This window comes from Polynucleobacter paludilacus, assembly GCF_018687595.1.
In the GTDB taxonomy this organism is placed as follows: domain Bacteria; phylum Pseudomonadota; class Gammaproteobacteria; order Burkholderiales; family Burkholderiaceae; genus Polynucleobacter; species Polynucleobacter paludilacus.
Genome location: NZ_CP061298.1, coordinates 341,086 through 362,017, shown reverse-complemented (window position 1 = coordinate 362,017; position 20,932 = coordinate 341,086). Strand labels below are relative to the sequence as shown.

The window sequence follows — 20,932 nt, the reverse complement described above, 5'->3', positions numbered from 1 at the left end:
CGCACGAAGAGCCGACCCAAAGATGAATACCACCCCTAAAGTCCTTGCTTTTGATGTTTTCGGAACTGTTGTTGACTGGCATGGCTCAATTGCAGCTGAAGTCAAACGCATTGGTCTTGATGCTGACCCCGATGCTTTCGCTACCGCCTGGAGAGATGGCTACCGCCCTGCTATGGCTAGAGTACGATCAGGTGAGCTGCCCTGGACCAAGATTGATGATTTGCATCGCCTGATCTTGGATGATGTCTTAAAGGAGTTTGAGATCACCCACCTGACTGAAGCAGAAAAGCGACATCTCAATCTGGTTTGGCATCGTCTGATACCCTGGGACGACACCATCGCCGGCCTCTTACGTCTAAAGAATCAATTCACTTTAGTAACCCTCTCCAACGGCAACTTGGGTTTACTGGCCAATATGGCAAAGAATGCAGGACTGCCTTGGGATTTAATCTTGTCTGCTGAGGTTTTCCGCCACTACAAACCCGATCCCGAAACCTATCTTGGTGTCGCTACTATTTTTGATCTTGCTCCAGAAGAAGTCATGTTGGTAGCAGCGCACAAAGATGATTTACTATCTGCCGGCAAATGTGGCTTACAAACCGCTTTTGTTGAAAGACCGCTGGAGTTTGGGAAACAGATGCAACGCGATGATCTCGCTGTAGAGGCCTTTACAACATATCACGCCAAGAACTTCTTAGATCTAGCGGATCAGTTAGGTTGTTAGGTATTGACCAACAAGTCACTTCCTGAAGTGAAGCTCCCAATGGTTTTGGCAGCATTAAAGCCAGACTTGTGCAGAAGATCTAAAACTTCTCTTTCAGCATCTGGCGCACAAGCAATTAATAATCCACCACTCGTCTGAGGATCACTCAAGAGATGACGCTGCCATTGCTCCAGGCCGGCTGATTGCACTTCATTTCCATAGCTAGCCCAGTTGCGAGTCGAAGCTCCGGTAAAGATATCCTGCTGCACCAGCTTAAGCGCTTCGGTAACGATAGGTAGTGAGCTCCAATCGATCCTGGCTCGTAAGTTTGCGCCACGAGCCATTTCTAGTAAGTGGCCAGCTAATCCAAAGCCAGTCACATCGGTTAAAGCATGTATGGTTGGCATTTGTGCCAAAGCCTGCCCAGGACGATTGAGTTGGGTGGTCAGCGAAAGCATCTCTTGGTAGCCCCGCTCTGATAGCAGTTCTTTTTTGAGTGCCGCAGACAAAATTCCGACGCCTAAGGGCTTACTCAAAATAATACTATCGCCAACTTGAGATCCGGTATTGCGCTTGAGATTTTTAGGATCGATGATTCCAATTACTACTAAGCCATAGATCGGCTCAACTGAATCAATCGAGTGGCCACCTGCAACAATAATGCCTGCCTCTGCACAAACCGATTCACCGCCAGCCGTGATTTTTTGAATGACCTCTAAGGGCAGCACATTAATAGGCATGCCTAACAATGCAAGCGCAAAAAGGGGTTGCGCGCCCATTGCATAAATATCTGAAATTGCGTTTGTTGCAGCAATTCGTCCAAACTGAAAAGGGTCATCCACAATCGGCATGAAAAAGTCGGTTGTTGCCACAATCGCTTGATGCTCATTGATTTGATAGACGGCCGCATCTTCATTATTGTCAGATCCGGCTAACAAAGCCGCTGGAATGTTTCGGAGATTAGCCAATGGAGAACTCTTCAGAATCTCACTTAATACGCCGGGCGCAATTTTGCAGCCACAGCCACCACCGTGAGATAAAGAAGTTAGACGTCCGTTATAAGTAGAAGTGGTCATACGGGATCAATGTGCGTCATGACATTGAGTACAGGTAACTTCGCTTTTACCTGATTTGCGGCAGTCAGTGCAATATCGTGACCGACTTGGACAGTTGCATCGGCATCGACTTCAATATGAACATCGACCAAAATCATATCGCCCATCTTGCGGGTTCTTAGGTCATGACAACCCAGCACACCTGGGGTTGCCAGAACAATCCGCTCAATTTGTTGATGCTCTTCTTCAGATACTGCTCGATCCATCAAATCATTCAAGGCATCCCAACTGAAGGACCAGCCCGTCCGCACAATCATTAAGCCCACAATTAATGCGCCTACAGAATCCAGAATGGGGTAACCCAATAGGGCCCCCACGATGCCAACCGAAACAACCAATGACGAAGCAGCGTCAGATCGTGCATGCCAAGCATTCGCCACCAGCATACTGGACCGAACGCGCTCTGCAACGGCGAGCATATATCTAAAGAGGAGCTCTTTGGCCGCAAGTGCACCCAATGCAACATACAAAGCCAAGAGCGAGATTTGACTGACGCCAATGGGATTGACAATCTTATGCCCTGCACTCCAGAGCATCCCTAGACCTACGACTAGTAATGAGACCCCCAAAAACAATGAAGCGGCAGTTTCATAACGCTGATGTCCGTAATGATGGTCTTCATCTGCATCTTTAGCGCTATGATGATTTGCAAAGAGGACCACAAAGTCGGCAACTAAGTCAGTCAGAGAATGAATACCATCCGCGACCAAGCCTTGCGAACCCGAGAGCAGGCCTGCAAAAACTTGGCAGATCGTTAGGGTGAGATTGACTGCTACGCTAACCAGCGTGCTTTTTTTGCCAGCACTTTGTTTTTCGGCTGATGCGTCTTCGGGGTTTTCGATTAAGTCATCCATGAGTGCATCTTAATACCCCAGTGGGAGTATTTTGTGTCAACTAGCCAGAATCAGGAGTTTAAGAGAGCTTACTTCAGGCCCTTGTTCCAGTTACGTTCCTGAAATACCGACTTAGGCTGATAGGCCTCTTCAGCTTCGGTCTCTACAACAGGCGGCTGGGGCGCCTTCTTAGTGGCGGGGGTAGACTTTGTCGCAGGTGCACTAGCAGACTGGATCGTCGACTTCACTGCTTCTAAATCTACAACATTGGAGGTATCGGTTTTTTTAATCACCCTAGTATTTTAGCAATTTTGTTCATTTTTTGCACCCAAATTTGCCTCCAGACCTAGCGAGCGCGAGATATTACTTAAAAGCCTTCGCTAAAGACATCTTTTTTTGCTATGCTGGGTTACGAATTAGCCTCATCCAACAATCTATAAGGGACCCCCCATGACAACCGAGAATCAAAACCCTGGCGATGAAGACTTTGATTATGGCTGCGAATGCGCCATGACTTTACTCAATGAGCCTACTGAAGATTGTCTCAATGATCTGATTGATGAGCTAGATGAAGATGGCATGATTTCTACTGAAGTTGTGTACGGCCTACTGGCTACCATCTTGATGAGCATCACCTCTGAAGATAACGACGAAGAAGAGCACTAAATCTCAGCAGGTTTCTGGATTTGATTGGCAAACGCATCCATTGCTTTTGCCAACTCAATATCTAATGGCGTTATGTCGTTCTTTGAATGCGTCCTTAATTGCACCTTCACCTGATTCCAGCTATTAGACCAATCGGGGTGATGGTCGATTTTTTCTGCATATGCTGCACAGAGTGTCATGAAAGCAAATGCGGCTTCAAAATCCTTAAAAACAAAATTGCGTGACAAGGTTTTGGTAATGAGATCAACCTGCCAATCTGGCAAATCTTTCTTGAAATCAAATTGGGTAAGGTCTAGATTATTTTTCATTCAACGCTCTTTGCAAGTTGCTGTAAATCAGATTCATAGAGCCAACGCCATTGGCCCTCAGCCAAATCTTTTGGCATTGAATACGCGCCAATTTGGGTACGATGTAATTGTGCTACATGATTTCCGACAGCCGCCATCATGCGCTTGACTTGGTGATAACGCCCTTCAACGATGGTCATCGCAAGATGATGCTCATCTATCTGTTCACAGGCCTTGGCAAAGCAAGGCTTTGGATCGTCATCTAACACTACACCCTCGAGCAAATGATCGAGCTGTTTGCTCTGAATCGGCTCTGCTGTAGTGATTTTATAAACCTTACCAATATTCTTCTTTGGCGTCGTCATCTTGTGAATGAATTGACCGTCATCCGAGATCAGCAACAGCCCAGTCGTATCGAAATCTAAACGCCCCACGCATTGGAGGCCACGCTCAACGAAGGGTCTGGGCAGCAAACTATAGACGCTGGGATGATGCGTTGTTTTATGCGAGCACTCATAGTTGGCGGGCTTATGAAATGCAATATAAGCCTTCTCATGAAATTCCCAATCTTGACCCTCTACATTCAGAACAAGATCTTCAGTCGCAATTCGTTCTTCTGGATCCTCGGCCAAGACACCATTGACCTTGACTAGTTCGGCATAAACCAAATCACTGCAGTAACGGCGTGTGCCAAAGCCCTGACTAAACAGAATTTTTTCTAAGCTAAGGGGTTTGGCCATCAATACGATCTTGCTGAAACTTACAGCTTGCCGCGATGAATCTGGAATGCACTGAAGCTTTGCTGAACAGGCATCACTTCAAGCACATTGATATTCATATGCGATGGAAGAGTTGCAGACCAATAAATTGTTTCAGCAATTTCATCAGCGCTTAAAGCATGCACACCCTCATACACATTACCTGCTTTAGCATCGTCACCCTTGAAACGCACATTAGAGAATTCTGTGCCAGAGCACATCCCAGGCTCAATACAGGTGACCCTGATAGGCGTACCAATCAAATCTGCCCGCAAGTTCAAACTAAATTGCTGAACAAAGGCTTTGGTTGCACCATAGGTATTGCCGCCAGGATAAGGATAGTTTGCAGCTACCGAACCTAAATTAATCACATGCCCTAACTTGCGCTCAACCATGCCAGGCAAAAGAGCGCGGGTCATGTGTACCAATCCCTTGATATTCGTATCAATCATCCGATCCCAGTCGGATAAATCAGCCTTGTGCGCAGGCTCAAGTCCAAGCGCTAAGCCAGCGTTATTCACCAAAATACTCACTTGCGCAAAAGGAGCCGGTAAATTCGCTGCTAATTGATCTACTTGATCGCTGTCACAGACATCTAAAACGAGGGTCAGCAATTTGTCTTGCTGCTCGCTTGGTAAGGACTTCTTGAGAGCCGCCAGACGGTCGATTCTCCGACCAGCTGCAATCACTTTATGGCCATGCTTCAAAAAGCGTCTGGCAGTCGCCTCACCAAATCCCGCAGTTGCCCCTGTCACTAGTACGGTATGTTCCATATTCTTCTCTTCGTCATTTACTTCCACTAATATTAAAGCCTTCGGCACTCTTACGCTTAATGATGAAACAGCCCCTGAATACATTACGACTTCTTTTCGCATGGTTTTGCATCGCATGGACTGGCGCCATTTATGCAAGTGATACCAGCTCAAGCGCTACCGTCCCAACCGCTTCTGCTGAGAACAGCACAGATAATCAGCATATTTTAGAGTTTTGGGGCTATCACGCCTATATGGGCACAGAAACCTATTCCGACACCCTGCTATTGCGCTACTACCAGCCTCTGGAGTTTGATCAATGGCGAGGTACTCTCCGGCTAGATACTTCCAATGTGTCGGTTTACTCGCACAGCCCCAGCGAAACCGGAGTCGATCATCATGGTGCTGGAACGACTTTCTTAACTGCCTGGGGAACTATTGCCAACTTTAATGAATCTTGGAGTAGCAGCGCAGGTGGTCGAGTCATTTTGCCTGTTGCCCTAAGCAATCAGTGGGTAGCCGGCCCTCAAGTCGGAGCCTCATATAAACCCACTCTCGGAACGCAATCTTGGTTAGCAGATTTTTCTCCTCTAACTCGATATATGTATGGTTTTGACGTGCAAAACAATACTGGACCAGGCAATCCCAGCCCATCGCCAGCCGTTCGTCGACTTGAGCTATATCCCACTGTTGGTATTCAGTTGGGGCCCAATACCCAAATTCGTTTTTGGGATGAAAACGGCATTAACTACAACGCGGCAGCTGGCGGATGGTTTGTCCCCTTAGATGCCATGGTGACACATCGCTTTGATCGCCATTTTTTATTTGCAGTCGGCGCCAGCAAACAAGTAGTCGAAACCTACCAACAATATAAATGGATGGTCTATAGCAAGCTCTCATTTAATTTCTAACTCATTAACGAGGTTTAAGTTTTGTGAGTTGATTTCTGATCATCGGAATCCGACAGCTCAGCAAAATCAATACTACTCCTGCATAAATCCATACCGTCTGTAAATCATTCTTGCCAGCTTTGTGCCACCAGTAATGCAAGATCACCGTGATCGAAATCACATAAATCAGCTTGTGTAGAACTGCCCAGCGCCGTCCTAACTTTCTTTGCGCCCAATGGCTAGAGGTCAGCGCAAGCGGTATGAGTAAAACTAAACTTAGGAAGCCCATCGTAATAAAGGGGCGCTTCACCACATCTTTGAGCATGGCGACTAAATCAAAGTTTTGATCAAGCCATAACCAGATCATGAAATGTAGGCAGGCATAGAAAAAACAAAAGAGTCCTAACATCCTTCGGCATTGAATCGGCTGACTGGATCCCGTGATCAAGCGCAAGGGCGTCATCGCCAAAGTAACACAAAGTAACACCAGCGCCCAAGTACCGGTAGATCTGGTGATGAACTCAATGGGATTGGCACCCAAGCCATCCGTAAAGCCTAAGTAAATCAGACGATCCAGTGGCAATAAAGCTAAGAGGAAAACGACTAACTTCATTACAGACGATTTAATAAAACTTTTTCAAATCCATGCCGGCATACATGCTGGCAACTTGATCGCTATAGCCATTAAACATTTGCGTCTTGATCTTTGGCGCAAAAATCCCTTTGGGATCCCCAATACGTCTCTCGCTTGCCTGGCTCCAGCGGGGATGATCAACAGCTGGATTTACATTCGAGTAAAAACCATATTCATTCGGTGCATATTTATACCAACTCGTAACTGGCATCTCTTCTGTGAAACGAATTTTGACAATGGACTTGGCACTCTTAAAGCCATACTTCCAAGGCACTACCACCCTAACCGGTGCACCATTCTGCTTAGGTAATATTTCGCCATATAAACCAAAAGTAAGCAGGGTTAAGGGATTCATAGCCTCATCTAGACGTAAACCTTCTCGATAAGGCCAATCCAAAATGGGGCTATTGACGCCAGGCATCTGTTTGCGATCCGCTAAAGAAACAAACTCCACATACTTAGCAGAACCTAAGGGCTCAACCTTATTGAGCAGACTGGAGAGTGGGTAGCCATCCCAAGGGATCACCATCGACCATCCCTCAACACAGCGCAAGCGATACACTCGCTGCTCCATAGGTGCGAGCTTTAAGAGCGCATCAATATCAAAAGTCATGGGTTTTTTAACTAAGCCATCAATCGTAATAGTCCAAGGCCTGGTCTGTAAGCTCCCAGCATTTTCAGCGGGGTCCCTCTTGTCCGTTCCAAACTCATAAAAGTTGTTATAGCCCTTCACATCTTTAAGGGGCGTTAAGCCATCCTTGCCAGCATAGAGTGGATTCGGCGTTGCAGCTAAGCTTTGTGGATTCGCTGCTAAGGCCTCCCTAGAAAACCACGGCGCTAATGCCAAGCCAAAACTACCTGCCGCTGCAGCCTGTATTAATTGGCGACGCTTTTCATAAACGGCTTGGGGTGTGATATCGCTTTGCAGGATCTGCGGATCTTTGTAAGACATGGCTGGCACCTTTTAAAAAGTCTTTGGTCTATTTTGCGCCCATTTTGAATTTTATGAATTGAATGGCTCTCCAATAAAGAAAAAGGCAAACCAGAGGCTTGCCTTTTTCATGTAGGAATCCATCTTCCCTGGAAAACTAAGCCGAAGCCTTATCGATAATGGCATTCAAAGTGGGGCTTGGACGCATCACTGCAGCAAACTTGACTGGATCTGGCTTGTAATAACCGCCAATATCTACCGGCTTACCCTGCACCGCTTTGAGCTCGTCAATGATTTTGCTTTCCTGCTCAGCCAATGCTTTTGCAATCGGAGCAAAGTGCACCTGCAGCTCCTTATCTTCGGTTTGCGCGGCAAGCGCTTCAGCCCAATACATGGCTAAATAGAATTGACTACCGCGATTGTCTAATTCACCAGTGCGAGGAGAAGGTGATTTATTGTTATCGAGTAACTTACCAGTCGCCTCATCAAGAGTCTTGGCCAAGAGTTTTGCTTTCGCATTACCGGTCTTGTCGCTGATATCTTCAAGAGATACCGCTAAGGCCAAAAACTCACCCAGCGAATCCCAGCGCAAATGATTCTCTTCAACAAGCTGCTGAACATGCTTAGGAGCTGAACCACCTGCACCCGTCTCAAATAAGCCACCGCCAGCCATCAAAGGCACGATAGATAACATTTTGGCGCTGGTGCCGAGCTCCATGATGGGGAATAAATCCGTCAAGTAATCACGCAAGATATTGCCAGTGACAGAGATGGTGTCCTTACCGCGAATGACACGCTCTAAGGTGTAGCGCATTGCGCGTGTTTGGGACATGATCTGAATATCTAAACCAGTCAAGTCGTAGTCTTTGAGATAAGTCTTCACCTTCTTAATCAACTCCGCCTCATGGGGGCGGTACTCATCGAGCCAGAAGACGGCAGGAGTATTCGAAAGGCGAGCACGATTAACAGCCAGTTTGACCCAATCCCGAATGGGGGCGTCTTTGACTTGACACATCCGCCAGATATCACCCTCTTCCACATTTTGCTCAAGCAAGACAGTGCCGTCTTCGGTAACGATGCGTGCCAATCCAGCTTCCACAATTTCAAAGGTCTTGTCGTGTGACCCATACTCTTCGGCTTGCTGAGCCATCAAGCCCACATTGGGTACGGTACCCATCGTGGTAGGATCAAAATTGCCATGGGTCTTACAGAAATTAATGATCTCTTGATAAATACGGGCAAAGGTACTTTCTGGAATCACTGCTTTTGTATCATGCAAACGACCATCAGCACCCCACATCTTGCCGCCGACACGAATCATGGCAGGCATCGATGCATCGACGATCACATCGCTTGGTGAATGCAGGTTGGTAATACCCTTGGCGGAGTCAACCATTGCCAGAGCAGGACGGTGCTCATGGCATGCGTGTAAATCTTGAATGATTTCTTCGCGCTTGGATTCAGGAAGGGTCTTGATCTTGTCATACAGACTGCTCATGCCGTTGTTGGCATTCACACCCAATTCTTCAAATAACTTAGCGTGTTTCGCAAAAGCCTCTTTGTAGAAAATCTTAACCGCATGACCAAAGACGATGGGGTGAGACACCTTCATCATGGTAGCCTTCACATGCAAGGAGAGCATCATGCCAGTTTTGTATGCATCTTCGATTTCTTTTTCGTAGAACTCACACAAGGCTTTTTTGCTCATGAACATGCTGTCGATAATTTCACCGGCTTGCAAAGGCATTTTGGACTTCAGCACGATGGTCTTACCACTCTGGGTGACCAAGTCCATTTTGACCTCACATGCCTTGGTCAAAGTCATGGATTTTTCACCAGCGTAGAAATCACCGCCATGCATATGAGAAACGTGTGTGCGGGAGGCTTGACTCCACTCTCCCATGGAATGAGGATGCTTACGAGCAAATTGTTTCACAGCATTCGGTGCGCGACGATCGGAGTTACCCTCACGCAGCACCGGATTCACCGCGCTACCCAGGCATTTTGAATAACGCGCACGAATCGCTTTTTCTGCATCGCTCTGAGGATCCTCTGGGAAATTAGGTAAAGCATAGCCCTTGGATTGCAGCTCTTTAATCGCAGCCAATAGTTGCGGAACGGATGCGCTAATGTTCGGTAATTTAATAATGTTGGTATCTGGCAATAAGGTGAGCTTTCCAAGCTCAGCCAAGTTGTCATTCACTTTCTGCTCTGGCGTTAAGCAGTCAGAAAATTCAGCCAAGATTCTTGCGGCTACCGAGATATCGCTTTCAGCAACCTCAACGCCAGCGGGGGCTGTAAATGCGCGAATGATAGGTAAAAATGAACCGGTGGCTAAAAATGGTGCCTCATCGGTCAGCGTGTAGATAATTTTTGATTTCCCTGCGGCCATTACTGTTTCCTCATTTTGATAATCCGAAGCTATTTTCACGTCTGGTGATGTCGTTCTGATGTCGATTTGATGTCATGAATCAGAAGCATTGATTTTAAATCATTGCCTATTGAAAAATAGGCCGTTTTTGCCCAATAAAGATGCTAAAGCTCCCCTTGTAAGGGATTTCACCGAGAGCAAACAGAGCCAATGTATCCATCTAGAGCCACGCATATACTGTCGTGCTGATCAAGCTAAAAGGAATAGAAAGATGAGCGAACTCCAAAAAATTGATACCGTTCTAGGCGACGGAGTCGAAGCGACTGCTGGCAAACAGGTTGATGTGCATTACACCGGCTGGCTATATGACGAGAAAGCGACAGATCACAAAGGGCAAAAGTTTGATAGCTCGCTGGATCGTGGCCAACTCTTTAGTTTCCCCTTGGGGGCTGGTCATGTAATTAAGGGCTGGGACCAGGGTGTTGCGGGCATGAAAATAGGTGGGAAACGGACCTTAATCATCCCTTCTGAAATGGGTTATGGTGCGCGCGGTGCTGGTGGAGTCATTCCACCCAATGCGACTTTGGTCTTTGAGGTCGAGTTACACGGCGTGCATTAAGCAGGTTTGCTTTAAAAAGACTCAGGCCACTTGTACAGCGATGCAGAAGTGGCCTGAGTCTTTTAATACCGTACGAGAATTATGAGTGCTCTTTTTTTCCGTTCAAGGCGAACTTATTATTCTGGATAGATTTGCACAGCTCAATAATGCGATTACGCTCTGCCATCACTTTATCGGCGTAGCCACCATCATTATCAGCATTACCTGCGCCAACATAGAACTTCAAGCCGTTGCGCAGTGAGCCAGAAGTTGCGATCAAGTACTTCAGAATATACGCACCAATCCGAATATTGACTTCAGGCTTGACTGCGCCAGCAACGCCACCATAAGGCGCATATTTCTCCTTATGCACATTGGTCATCACTTGCATTAAGCCTTCGGCTCCAGCTTCACTCTTAGTCATTGGGTTGAAATTGGATTCAACCGACATCACTGCTAGCAATAAGACTGGATCAATTTTGACTTCGCGCGAGATCAATACTGCATTCGAAACATATTCTTCAATCTTGCCTTTATCTAGGCCATACTTTTTCTCAAAGAACTCTGCAACCGCTCTTTGGTTTTGCACAGGGCCCATTAAGTTGCTATCCAAAGCCTGAGGATCGATTTTTGAGGTCGGGATTTGGTCTGCTAAATGGGAGATCGATTTCACCTGAATCCGGGCAACCTCAGGATTGAGCAGCGCAATTGTTTCCTGCTTGAGCATTGGGAAAGAGGCGCGACCATAAATAATATGGGCGATATCTTGCTCAGATGTTTGAGAATCTAAGGCCGCCAAGCCAGACTGGCTGCCACCAGTTGCGCCCTGCCAAAACATTTGGCGCGCCTCATCGGGCACCAGAATACGGGCTAAATCAAAGGGGCCTGCGTTTGTACCATTGCCAGATAGCCATAGACCCACGATGAGGAATACTCCCACGATCAGCAGACCGTGCACGCCCCGATACACTGGATCCATAAATCGGATCAGAGTCGCCTGGGCTAACCCAATAAAGGATTGCTCAAGCTGTGAAGCATTCGAATTGTTAGTTAAGCATTTACTCATTCAGTTTTTGCATCGCTACAGAACCTAATCAATTGAAGCTCAGGATATGTTGCAGTGCAATATTTGTAGAACATGGGCAATCCTATGAAGGTTCTTATATCAAGTCAAGAATAAGGGTGATCGATTCAATAACTTATAAGTATGACAATACTGTCATATTCACCCTAGGGCTCGCTTTTTGATAAAAATATCATTTAAATCAATGGGTTATAAATGTTAGGGCGCACTAATTTGATTTAATAGAAATTTTCTATCAAACCACTTTTTTTACATTTTGAAATGAAAAAATGTTGGTTTAGACCGTACATTTAGTATTTCAATTGCCTCAAATTCCTACAGATAGTGTCCCCATCTGCGCCGCCGAGGAAGCTGGTAACTCGTATCTGAGGACGCATTGCCCAAGCAAATAATCCTCCAAGTTCCTGGGTAAACCCCAATTCAGTAGGCATCACCCTACACTTACAGCCATGCCATCCTTTGCTCGAGCCTTGATCCTGCTTTGCCTTGCCTACCCGCTCTCGGCATGGGCTATTTTTGATGACTGCGTTGAGTATTTTCCCAGAAGGGAAATTCCGAGTGTGGCGCAGGCTGGCAGGGATCTCTGTTTTGATGGTTTTGCTGTCTATTACTCCCCCAGTGACAAAAAACCGATCTACGTGGTCGAAAAGCTGAATCGGGAAAGGCTCACTAAGCCTAAGCAAGCACGAACCAATCTCTTTTATGAGGAAGCCCGTTTGCCCGCTACTGAGCGAGCCACCCTCTCTGACTACCGAGGGAGCGGGTATGACCGAGGCCATAACGCACCTGCTGGTGATATGGGGGATGAGCGCTCGATGGCTCAATCTTTCTCTTTAGCCAATATGATGCCTCAGGCTCGTCAAAACAATCAGGGGATCTGGGCCAAAGAAATTGAGGGGCCTACTCGTCAGTACGCCAAAAGAATCCGCGGCGATATTTATGTTTATACCGGCTCAGCTGGTAATGCCGGAAGTATTGGCAGCAATCATGTTACGGTGCCCGAATATCTCTTCAAGTTGGTCTACGACCCCTCTCGCAATCTGGCTTGGGCATATTGGATTCAGAATACCGATGATGCACCGATGATGGCGCCGATCTCGTATCAAGATCTTGCTCTGAAAACGGGAATTGACTTTCATTTACCGGCAAATGTAGCAACATCAACCAAGCAGATCCACGCTCGACCTGAGCGCTGGAATCAAACGCGACCATTTCATGGTTTTCGAAATTACTCAGAATAAAATTTCGTGAGTGATTAGTTCTCTGAGTTTCTCAAAGGCACACCGAGTCTTTCTTTAATGGGATTGAGTAGTCCACTTAAGCCGTTATGATCCAAAGTGTGCATCAACTCGAGTAGCTCGCCTATCTCCCCCTTGGGAAATCCTTCACGCGCAAACCACGCCAAGTAATTTCCTGGCAGCTCGGCAATCCGCCGGCCGGCATGTTTACCAAACGGCATCTTCATCGTAACGAGTTTTTCTAAAGATTCGGAATGCATACATTGCATCTTACAAGTTTGTAATTTGTAGCGGTATTTGTATCTATTTTTTACTTTCCAACACTTCATTAAAGGGTATAAGGTCATTTTCTCAAATGAGAATGATTCTTATTTGTTAGTTTATATTGAGAACCTTTCTCAATTAGAAATTTTCAACCAACCCCCCTCAACATCATGAAATCCAATATCAAACGACTCATTGCTTTTTCTCTCGTCATCGCTGCAGCGCTCCACTTCTCTCTTGCCCACGCTGGTGAGGGTGTATTTGGGTGGATCTATACACTCGATCTTCAGCCAAAGGAAAAATGGGAATTTGAACAGCGCTTGCAACTCAATCAACAGCAAGCAGCAGGCACTTTTGAACAATGGACTGCACGCACTGAGCTCGAGTATGGCTTAACGAATGATTTACAAATTGCGGGATACATCAACTCAGGCTACACCAATGCCAATCAAAACTACACCAATCCAGAAGCCTGTGGTGAGAGCCCAACTTGCACTGGTGGCTATGGCGTTCCCTCTAGTCACAATCCGGACTCTGCTTACGTCAAGGGCGGAGTAGAAGGCGCGTCTTTAGAGGCGATTTATCGCATTACGAATCCTGTAACCTCACCCGTGGGCCTTGGCCTGTATTTAGAACCTACCTGGGGTCGGAACAAGGATGAGCTCGAAGCGCGACTGCTCTTGCAATCTAACTTCATTGACGATCGCCTGATCTTGGCAGGTAACGTCGTAGCGGCCAATGAACGACTCAAGTTTATTGAGAACGGTAATGTCCCTGAATCGATGCTCGACTTTTTAGTGGGGGCAAGTTATCGCTTTGCTCCGAAATGGTCTGCTGGTGTTGAGGCACGCCTTCATAATGATTACTCTGAGTTGAACTTACGCAACCAAGTGCAACGCGCTACCTTTCTGGGGCCTAATCTCCATTACGCCACCAAAGATTGGTGGGTTACTGGGGCTTGGCGCTATCAACTCAAGGGTGGCAACTGCATGAACGGTGGCGAGGCAGAATGCTCTAATGCCCGCGTATGGGACAGCCATACCGTGAATGAATACATCGTAAAAGTTGGCTTTCCCCTGAACTAAGTCATGATGTATTGGAAACCCACTTTACTGAGCATCGCTGGACTTGCAATCACTGCTAGCCCAATCCTAGTGCAGGCCAAGATTTATGTTTCGATTGAGCAAGCGCAACAGCTTTTGTTTCCCAATCAGGGTCTCGTCAAACGGCCCATCATCATTAGCAAAGCACTCCAAGAGCGAATGCGACAAGCCTCTAGCATTCGCTATCCTTTTACTGGAGAGCGTATCTGGAAGACGAGTGATGGGAGTTGGCTGATTATTGATGAGGTTGTGGGTAAACATGAAATGATTACTTATGCAGTTGGTATTGCGCCCAATGGCAGCGTCAAAGGCCTTGAAATCCTCGAATACGTCGAGTCCTATGGCTATGAAGTGGCTGATAGCAAATGGCGTCAGCAATTTATTGGCAAAACGGCAAGTGACCCGGTCAAGCTTAATCAGGATATTCAAAATATTAGTGGCGCTACCTTATCTTCAAAGCATCTTACTGATGGCGTAAAACGTGTCTTGGTCTTGCATGAGCTGGCACTCAAGAGTTCTGTAAGCAAATGATCCGCTGCAAACCGATGCTCGGCACCTATGTCGAGATTCAAATTGATGAAGCTCAGGTGGGACTCACCTCAAGGCAAACCCATCTTGCAATAGATGAAGCTTTTGCTTCAATTGCCTTAGTCCAAAGCTTGATGGGTTTTCATGATCGACATAGTGAGCTTTCGATGATTAATAGTTATCGAGCCGATGAGTCACTAGAGATTCATCCTTGGACGGAAAAAGTATTAAAGACTGCACAATTCATTTGTCAGGAGTCGCGTGGTTTATTTGATTGTGGGGTGGGGAGACAGCTCGTCAATAAAAAATTATTACCACTACATCAGATAAACCATGTCCCCTCCAATGAAAGCAGTATTCTCAGTATCCAATTTTTGGGTAATCAAATCATTCGCCTGACCCAAGCGGTTTGCCTTGATCTTGGAGGTATCGCTAAGGGTTTTGCTGTAGATGAGGCAGTGCGAGCGCTCAAGCTTTGCGGCATCCAAAATGGTGTTGTCAATGCAGGTGGCGACCTCAGGGTCTTTGGCAGACAATCTCATACTGTCTTACTGCGCAGCCCCAGACAAGCCAATGAACTGATTCAGATTGGCAGCTTACGGGAGGGGGCGATTGCCACCTCAAGTAATCACACGATCTTCCACCCCCAAAAAGGCAGTACTCCGATTCAAGGTTCGTATTCCATCATCGCTCAAGAATGCATCTATGCCGATGCACTCACTAAAGTACTGGCTTTGTCGCAAGATGCCCACCACCCGATTTTCAAAAACTACCAGGCAGAATCTTTATGGCTTCCCGCTTAGGAAAAATGCCAATATGGCAGAGATACTTTGTGATTGGCAGTATTTTCCTCTGCTCAATTACCGGTTTGATGTATTTACTGGTGAATGATTTCCACTTGACCCCATTGATATTTCGGCCGCACACCATTTTGAGTTGGCACGGCCTTACTGCGATGGCAGCCTCAATGGCTTTGGGGTCCGTTTTGACTGTTCACCTTAAGGCCGGATTGAAGGCAAAACAGCAAATGGTCAGCGGACTTGGGCAACTCGTATGTCTGTTAGCGCTCATCTTGACTGCCGCCCTACTCTATTACGGACCAGCAGAGCTTCGAGAGCACGCCATCACAGCACATTGGGTGATTGGCATTCTTTTCTTAGGCTTTTTCTTGGGTCATATGTTGCATATCAGTTGCAAACAAAAAGCCCTCAGTTGAGGGCTTTGTGCTGAATCAAGAGAGGCAGATTTTCTGACTGAATTAGTGCCCGCTGCCACCGAGATATGCAGCCTTCACAGCAGGATCATCTTTGAGTTTACTAGCAGGTCCATGAGTAGCGATCTTGCCATTCTCAAGCACGTAGCCATAGTCTGCTACGTTCAAAGCGGCGGCGGCGAATTGCTCAACCAATAGCATGGTCACACCTTGTGACTTCAGATTAGAAATAATTCTGAAAACTTCTTCTACCAAAATGGGTGCTAAGCCCATTGAAGGCTCATCCAGCAAGATGATTTCAGGGTTGAGCATGACTGCGCGCGCCATAGCCAACATCTGCTGTTCGCCACCAGATAAAGTACCTGCCAATTGATTGCGGCGCTCTTTGAGGCGGGGGAACATTTCTAAGGCGTGCTCCAGGTCTTTTTGGATATCGCCTTTAGGACGGCTGCCTGTAAAGCGAGGAAAAGCCCCCAAGAGCAAGTTATCAGTAACCGACATCGTCGTGAAGACACGACGGCCTTCAGGACTATGAGCCAAACCGAGGCGGGCGATTTTGTGTGACTCAGAGCCATCGATTCGTTGACCACTCAGAAGCACTTCACCAGCAGTAGGTTTAATCATGCCGGTTATCGCACGCATAGTAGTGGTCTTGCCTGCACCATTAGAGCCGATCAAGGTAATCACTTGCCCTTTTGGTACATCGATGCTGATGCCATGAAGGACTTTAACCTTACCGTAGCCTGCTTCGAGATTCTGAATAGATAACATGGTATTTACCGATTTAATAAATTTTTAATAATGAATGTTGATTAAGCACCTAAGTAAGCGTGGATGACTTTCTCATCGGCCTGTACTTCAGCCGGCTTACCTTCCGCAATCTTCTGACCAAAGTCGAGTACTGAAACCGTATCGCAAACAGACATCACCACATCCATATGGTGCTCAATCAAGATAAAGGTAATGCCGTTATCCCGAATTTTGCGAATGATGCGCAACAACTCTTTAATATCAGGAGCAGTCAATCCAGCGGCTGGCTCATCGAGTAGGAGCAGTTCTGGGTCGAGCGCTAAGGCACGGGCAATCTCGAGCAGGCGCTGTTTACCGTAAGGCAAATTGCGGGCTTCTTCATTAGCCAAATCTTCGAGACCCACAAACTTTAACAAGGCCATCGCACGATTACGGGCATCACGCTCTTCTCTTAAGTAGCGAGGTAAATGCAGAGCGATATCCAACATATTGGATTTGAAGGTGTGGTGCAGACCAACCAAAATATTCTGTAGAGCGGTCATCTCGCCAAAGAGCTGCACGTTTTGGAAAGTTCGAGCAATACCTGAAAGCGCAATCTCGGATGAGGTTTTACCCACTACGCTCTCATCGGCATACAGCACATTACCGGCGGTAGGGATATAAATACCCGTGAGTACGTTCATCATCGTGCTCTTACCAGAGCCGTTAGGTCCAATCAGACCATGAATGGTGCCACGCTTGATGCTGAGATCTACGTTGTTCAGCGCCTTAAGTCCACCAAATTGCATCAAGACAGACTCGACCTTTAATAACTCAGCGCCAGTATTTTTATTACCGACTGCGCTAATGAAGTCGACTGAAGAGTCGGTATTTTCAGCAGTAGCTTCACCAACTGTCGTTTTAGTTTTACCGGTAATCGCTAAGTAGAAGGTCTTAGCAAAACCAACGATACCGTTTTGCAGGTAATACACCACCAACAAAATCATGAAGCCAAAAATACTCAAGCGCCAATCAGCGATGCTGTTAAGCCAGAATGAGAAGGCTGCCAAACCGACTACACCCGCTACAGGGATTGCAACGCGTTTAGGCGTCGTAATCTTTTTAGACAATGCAAGCACTGCACCAAGCGTAACAACAATCGCAATAATCGATGCAACGATGCGGAACAGGTTAATGTCGTCGAGTAATTTTGGTAACAAGACAATGATGGCTGCACCAATCGCTGCGCCAAGACGGGATTTACGTCCGCCCATGATGATGGCCAACAAGAAGAGAACGGCTAATTCATTGTTATAGGTGTTTGGAGAAATATATTGCTCTGAATAGGCATACAAGCAACCTGCCAAGCCAGCAAAGCCAGCACTAATCACAAAGGCGATCACCTTAAAGCGATATACCGAGACACCCATACAGTCACAGGCCACAGGACTATCACGCAAGGCTTCAAAGGCGCGACCCATTTGGGACTTCACAAAACGATCGACCACAATCAAGGCCACGATCATGATTGCTGCGACCATCCAGAAATATTCAGCCGCAGTCATGGGGGCGCCCATCAATTCTGGGAGCGTTAACTTGATACCCAATGGACCTTCTGTTAACCAGCTCATCTCATTAATCAAAATCTGGGCAATTGTGCCAAATGCCAAGGTCACCATCGCCAAATAAGGCCCAATGACTTTGAGCGCTGGCAAGGCCAGAATACCGCCAAAGATCGCGGTCACAATAATCGAAGCGGGAATAGTTGCCAAGACTGGCCAGCCTAGATGAAAGAACAAGATGCCTGCGGTGTATGAACCAATACCGAAGAGACCAGCATGACCCAGGGAAACTTGGCCAACATATCCAACCACGATGTCTAAACCGAATAACAAAATGGTGTAGATCAGGATCGTTTCAGCCAAGTGAATGTAGTACGGATTCTCAACAAATAGCGGCAAACCAATTAAGCCAACTATGGCAGCTAATAGAGGAAGGTGGGACTTCAATTTCATCATTAAACTTTCTTAATCGCAGATTTGCCGAAGAGGCCAGAGGGTTTGTATGCGAGTACCAGCAACAATAAGATTAAGCCTGGTACATCTTTGTAACCCGTCGAGAAATAGAAACCCGTTGCGGTTTCTACGATTCCCAAAATCAAACCACCGACGATAATCCCCATCCCGCTTGAGAGGCCGCCGATGATCGCGACTGCAAAAGCTTTGAGACCCAAGGCACCGCCCATGGTCGCGCCAGTTAAAGTCAAGGGTGCAATCAATACACCTGCAAATGCAGCGGTCAATGATGAGAGTGCATAAGAAAAAGTAATCACCATGCTGGTATTGATGCCCATCAGGCCAGCCGCATCGCGATCATTCGCGGTTGCAACCACCGCTTTACCGTAAATCGTTTTACGGTTGAAAAACTCCACCAACAACATCATCACTAAAGCACCTACCACCACCAAGATTTCCATTGGCAAAATATTCGCGCCCAAGAAGGTCATTGGCTCCATTGGCAAAGGCGGTGGAAATGGCAAAGCATCACGACCCCAAACGTTTTCTGCAACGTTCTTAAAAATAATGCCAAGGGCAATCGTGGACATGATCCAACCAAACTCAGACTTAATCTTGATGGCTGGACGCACACCAATCAATTCCACAAAGCTACCCTGCAACATACCAAATAGACAAACCACCGGAATCATGGCCCAGTAGTTCATGCCTAAGGTGTCTACGCAAGTCAGACCCACTAAGGCACCCAACATTAAGGCCTCACCTTGACCGAAGTTCAAGGTGCCAGAAGTGGCAAAGGTAAGCTGGAAACCGAACGCGATAACCGCGTAAATCATCCCCACTGCTATACCGCTTGAGAGGATTTGAGCAAGCATGTCCATTGTGATTAGCCTAAAAGTACCGAAAAAGGGTTAATTGTCGAATCCGTCATTGTAAGCAAAACGCCGCTGGAGGGCGGCGTTTTGGTCAAGCTCATGGTGCGGCGCAGAAAAAGCGCTGCCCCAGGACTGTCTTACTTCTTCTTGGCTGTAGCGTCATCAGCATTCAAATACTGAACGCGGCCGCTTTCAACCACGCCCATCACGACATCCTTGGCCTTAATAGCCTCGTGATCAGTAGCGCTAAATGGCTTGTTATAGGTCATTACAACGCCCTCAACTGGGGTCTTCAAATCTTGCAGCGCTGCCAAGATCTTTGGCCCTTCTGTGCTGTTAGCCTGCTTGATCGCAGCAGCTAAGACGTAAACGGAGTCGTAACCTTGGGCTGCAGATACTGGAGAAGCGATGATGCCATTTTTAGGTTTGAAATCCTTCAGATAGTTATCCACAAATGCTTTACGTTTTGGCGTATTGGCTGGTTGCTGAATAAAAGTCTCAGGCATCACTGCGCCGTCACCATTCTTGCCTGCGGTATCAATAAAGCTAGCCATCGATAAAGTCCAGCTTCCGATGATAGGCTTCTTCCAGCCCAGCTTAGCCATACCGTTGGCAATTTGCGCCAACTCAGGCCCGATTGCATAAGTCAATACCACTTCAGCGCCTGCATTTTTCGCTTTAAGTAACTGGGAAGTCATATCGACATCGCCCAAGTTAAATTTCTCTTCAGCAACGGGTGTAACGCCGTAAACCTTCAGGGCCTTCTCTAAGTCTTCACGACCCAATTGACCATAGTTGGTGGAGTCAGCCAAAATCGCCACTTTTTTCAAGCCACGCTTCTCAACTGCTTCTTTAGCAATCATTGGAGCCTGGATGTTATCGGGAGCCGCAATACGGAAGACATAGTTCTCAGGTGCATTAGGGAACTGACGAGTAACCAATGATCCAGTGGCAATATTGTCAATCACTGGAATCTTGGCATCTTGGTAAAAACGGGTGGATGCCAAAGCAACGCCAGTGTTAGCGTAACCCAAGGCTACAACCACTTTCTCGTTATTAATCATCTCTTGAGCGATTTGTACACCACGCTCATTTTTCGCTTCATCATCACGCTCAATCAGCACGATCTTGTTGCCATTAATACCGCCAGCGGCATTAATTTCTTTGGCAGCCAAGCGAACCCCATCGCGCATGCTCACGCCCATTGAAGAGGAGCCGCCAGTAAAGGGGCCTTGCACAGCAATTTTGATATCAGCAGCGTGTGCGCCGGCAGATAACATTGCAGCGGTAGTAATTGCAAAAATGTGACGACGAATTTTCATGATGTCTCCGTGAATAAAGCTTT

The 20,932-nt window shown here is 46.9% G+C and carries 24 protein-coding genes; 9 read left to right on the top strand and 15 right to left on the bottom strand.

What is annotated here, in order from left to right:
- The first annotated feature begins 22 nt into the window (after positions 1-22).
- Positions 23-724 (top strand): haloacid dehalogenase type II, encoded by a 702-nt coding sequence (locus tag AOC06_RS02035; protein WP_215380814.1) that lies wholly within the window; start codon positions 23-25, stop codon positions 722-724.
- Here AOC06_RS02035 and selD read toward each other — a convergent pair.
- The 3 genes from selD to AOC06_RS02020 all read right to left on the bottom strand — a co-directional run bounded on the left by selD (position 721) and on the right by AOC06_RS02020 (position 2,944).
- The gene (gene selD, locus AOC06_RS02030) at positions 721-1,779 is read right to left on the bottom strand and encodes a selenide, water dikinase SelD (protein WP_215380812.1); all 1,059 of its coding nucleotides are present in this window, start codon (positions 1,777-1,779) and stop codon (positions 721-723) included. The two genes, AOC06_RS02035 and selD, sit on opposite strands and share 4 nt — an antisense overlap.
- Positions 1,776-2,672, bottom strand: coding sequence for a cation diffusion facilitator family transporter (locus AOC06_RS02025; protein WP_215380810.1), 897 nt, complete (start codon positions 2,670-2,672; stop codon positions 1,776-1,778). Before AOC06_RS02025 ends, selD begins: the two co-directional genes overlap by 4 nt.
- 68 nt (positions 2,673-2,740) lie before the next feature.
- A complete protein-coding gene (locus AOC06_RS02020; protein ID WP_215380808.1) occupies positions 2,741-2,944 on the bottom strand; it encodes a hypothetical protein in 204 nt (67 codons plus the stop codon).
- A gap of 157 nt (positions 2,945-3,101) precedes the next feature.
- Here AOC06_RS02020 and AOC06_RS02015 point away from each other — a divergent pair, with 157 nt between their 5' ends.
- The gene (locus AOC06_RS02015; RefSeq protein ID WP_215380806.1) at positions 3,102-3,317 is read left to right on the top strand and encodes a hypothetical protein; all 216 of its coding nucleotides are present in this window, start codon (positions 3,102-3,104) and stop codon (positions 3,315-3,317) included.
- Here the strand turns inward: AOC06_RS02015 and AOC06_RS02010 are convergent.
- The 3 genes from AOC06_RS02010 to AOC06_RS02000 are packed head-to-tail and all read right to left on the bottom strand — an operon-like array spanning position 3,314 to position 5,135.
- Positions 3,314-3,625 carry a 4a-hydroxytetrahydrobiopterin dehydratase gene (locus AOC06_RS02010; protein WP_215380804.1) on the bottom strand — a complete coding sequence of 104 codons (312 nt, stop codon included), beginning with the start codon at positions 3,623-3,625 and terminating at the stop codon, positions 3,314-3,316. The two genes, AOC06_RS02015 and AOC06_RS02010, sit on opposite strands and share 4 nt — an antisense overlap.
- The gene (locus AOC06_RS02005; RefSeq protein ID WP_215380803.1) at positions 3,622-4,344 is read right to left on the bottom strand and encodes a pseudouridine synthase; all 723 of its coding nucleotides are present in this window, start codon (positions 4,342-4,344) and stop codon (positions 3,622-3,624) included. Before AOC06_RS02005 ends, AOC06_RS02010 begins: the two co-directional genes overlap by 4 nt.
- Before the next feature lie 20 nt (positions 4,345-4,364).
- Complete coding sequence (locus AOC06_RS02000) at positions 4,365-5,135, bottom strand: SDR family oxidoreductase (protein ID WP_215335117.1); 771 nt, start codon at positions 5,133-5,135, stop codon at positions 4,365-4,367.
- A gap of 59 nt (positions 5,136-5,194) precedes the next feature.
- Between AOC06_RS02000 and AOC06_RS01995 the strand changes: the two genes are divergently transcribed.
- Positions 5,195-6,025 carry a hypothetical protein gene (locus tag AOC06_RS01995; protein WP_215380800.1) on the top strand — a complete coding sequence of 277 codons (831 nt, stop codon included), beginning with the start codon at positions 5,195-5,197 and terminating at the stop codon, positions 6,023-6,025.
- 4 nt (positions 6,026-6,029) lie between these two features.
- Here AOC06_RS01995 and msrQ read toward each other — a convergent pair whose 3' ends face one another.
- The 3 genes from msrQ to AOC06_RS01980 form a co-directional block, all read right to left on the bottom strand.
- Positions 6,030-6,617 carry a protein-methionine-sulfoxide reductase heme-binding subunit MsrQ gene (gene msrQ / locus AOC06_RS01990; protein ID WP_215380797.1) on the bottom strand — a complete coding sequence of 196 codons (588 nt, stop codon included), beginning with the start codon at positions 6,615-6,617 and terminating at the stop codon, positions 6,030-6,032.
- A 10-nt stretch (positions 6,618-6,627) separates the two neighbouring features.
- Positions 6,628-7,590 carry a protein-methionine-sulfoxide reductase catalytic subunit MsrP gene (gene msrP / locus AOC06_RS01985; RefSeq protein WP_215380795.1) on the bottom strand — a complete coding sequence of 321 codons (963 nt, stop codon included), beginning with the start codon at positions 7,588-7,590 and terminating at the stop codon, positions 6,628-6,630.
- A gap of 136 nt (positions 7,591-7,726) precedes the next feature.
- Complete coding sequence (locus AOC06_RS01980; RefSeq protein ID WP_215380792.1) at positions 7,727-9,961, bottom strand: NADP-dependent isocitrate dehydrogenase; 2,235 nt, start codon at positions 9,959-9,961, stop codon at positions 7,727-7,729.
- A gap of 250 nt (positions 9,962-10,211) precedes the next feature.
- Between AOC06_RS01980 and AOC06_RS01975 the strand changes: the two genes are divergently transcribed.
- Positions 10,212-10,559 carry an FKBP-type peptidyl-prolyl cis-trans isomerase gene (locus tag AOC06_RS01975; protein ID WP_215352465.1) on the top strand — a complete coding sequence of 116 codons (348 nt, stop codon included), beginning with the start codon at positions 10,212-10,214 and terminating at the stop codon, positions 10,557-10,559.
- 79 nt (positions 10,560-10,638) lie between these two features.
- Here AOC06_RS01975 and AOC06_RS01970 read toward each other — a convergent pair whose 3' ends face one another.
- Positions 10,639-11,604, bottom strand: coding sequence for a transglycosylase SLT domain-containing protein (locus tag AOC06_RS01970; RefSeq protein ID WP_215380790.1), 966 nt, complete (start codon positions 11,602-11,604; stop codon positions 10,639-10,641).
- 467 nt (positions 11,605-12,071) lie between these two features.
- Here AOC06_RS01970 and AOC06_RS01965 point away from each other — a divergent pair, with 467 nt between their 5' ends.
- Positions 12,072-12,863, top strand: coding sequence for a DNA/RNA non-specific endonuclease (locus AOC06_RS01965; RefSeq protein ID WP_215380788.1), 792 nt, complete (start codon positions 12,072-12,074; stop codon positions 12,861-12,863).
- A gap of 14 nt (positions 12,864-12,877) precedes the next feature.
- On the opposite strand, the gene AOC06_RS01960 is transcribed toward AOC06_RS01965, so the two are convergent.
- The gene (locus tag AOC06_RS01960; protein WP_215380786.1) at positions 12,878-13,120 is read right to left on the bottom strand and encodes a DUF3820 family protein; all 243 of its coding nucleotides are present in this window, start codon (positions 13,118-13,120) and stop codon (positions 12,878-12,880) included.
- Between the two features lie 174 nt (positions 13,121-13,294).
- Here AOC06_RS01960 and AOC06_RS01955 point away from each other — a divergent pair, with 174 nt between their 5' ends.
- From AOC06_RS01955 to AOC06_RS01940, 4 genes are read left to right on the top strand one after another with little or no spacing between them, the layout of a single operon-like run.
- On the top strand, positions 13,295-14,209 hold the full coding sequence (locus AOC06_RS01955; protein WP_215380784.1) for a DUF6662 family protein: 915 nt from the start codon (positions 13,295-13,297) through the stop codon (positions 14,207-14,209).
- Between the two features lie 3 nt (positions 14,210-14,212).
- The gene (locus AOC06_RS01950) at positions 14,213-14,758 is read left to right on the top strand and encodes an FMN-binding protein (RefSeq protein ID WP_255880007.1); all 546 of its coding nucleotides are present in this window, start codon (positions 14,213-14,215) and stop codon (positions 14,756-14,758) included.
- On the top strand, positions 14,755-15,558 hold the full coding sequence (locus tag AOC06_RS01945) for an FAD:protein FMN transferase (RefSeq protein WP_215380782.1): 804 nt from the start codon (positions 14,755-14,757) through the stop codon (positions 15,556-15,558). The genes AOC06_RS01950 and AOC06_RS01945 overlap by 4 nt, the downstream gene beginning before the upstream one ends.
- Positions 15,543-15,971: a hypothetical protein gene (locus AOC06_RS01940; RefSeq protein ID WP_215380780.1), complete on the top strand. Its 429-nt coding sequence runs from the start codon at positions 15,543-15,545 to the stop codon at positions 15,969-15,971. The genes AOC06_RS01945 and AOC06_RS01940 overlap by 16 nt, the downstream gene beginning before the upstream one ends.
- Before the next feature lie 42 nt (positions 15,972-16,013).
- Here AOC06_RS01940 and AOC06_RS01935 read toward each other — a convergent pair whose 3' ends face one another.
- The 4 genes from AOC06_RS01935 to AOC06_RS01920 form a co-directional block, all read right to left on the bottom strand.
- Positions 16,014-16,739, bottom strand: coding sequence for an ABC transporter ATP-binding protein (locus tag AOC06_RS01935; protein WP_215380778.1), 726 nt, complete (start codon positions 16,737-16,739; stop codon positions 16,014-16,016).
- Between the two features lie 41 nt (positions 16,740-16,780).
- Positions 16,781-18,712, bottom strand: coding sequence for a branched-chain amino acid ABC transporter ATP-binding protein/permease (locus AOC06_RS01930; RefSeq protein ID WP_215381698.1), 1,932 nt, complete (start codon positions 18,710-18,712; stop codon positions 16,781-16,783).
- Positions 18,713-18,714: 2 nt separating this feature from the next.
- Positions 18,715-19,593, bottom strand: a complete 879-nt coding sequence (locus tag AOC06_RS01925; RefSeq protein WP_215273001.1) for a branched-chain amino acid ABC transporter permease — start codon at positions 19,591-19,593, stop codon at positions 18,715-18,717.
- Positions 19,594-19,724: 131 nt separating this feature from the next.
- A complete protein-coding gene (locus tag AOC06_RS01920; protein WP_215380776.1) occupies positions 19,725-20,909 on the bottom strand; it encodes an ABC transporter substrate-binding protein in 1,185 nt (394 codons plus the stop codon).
- Between the last annotated feature and the right edge of the window lie 23 nt (positions 20,910-20,932).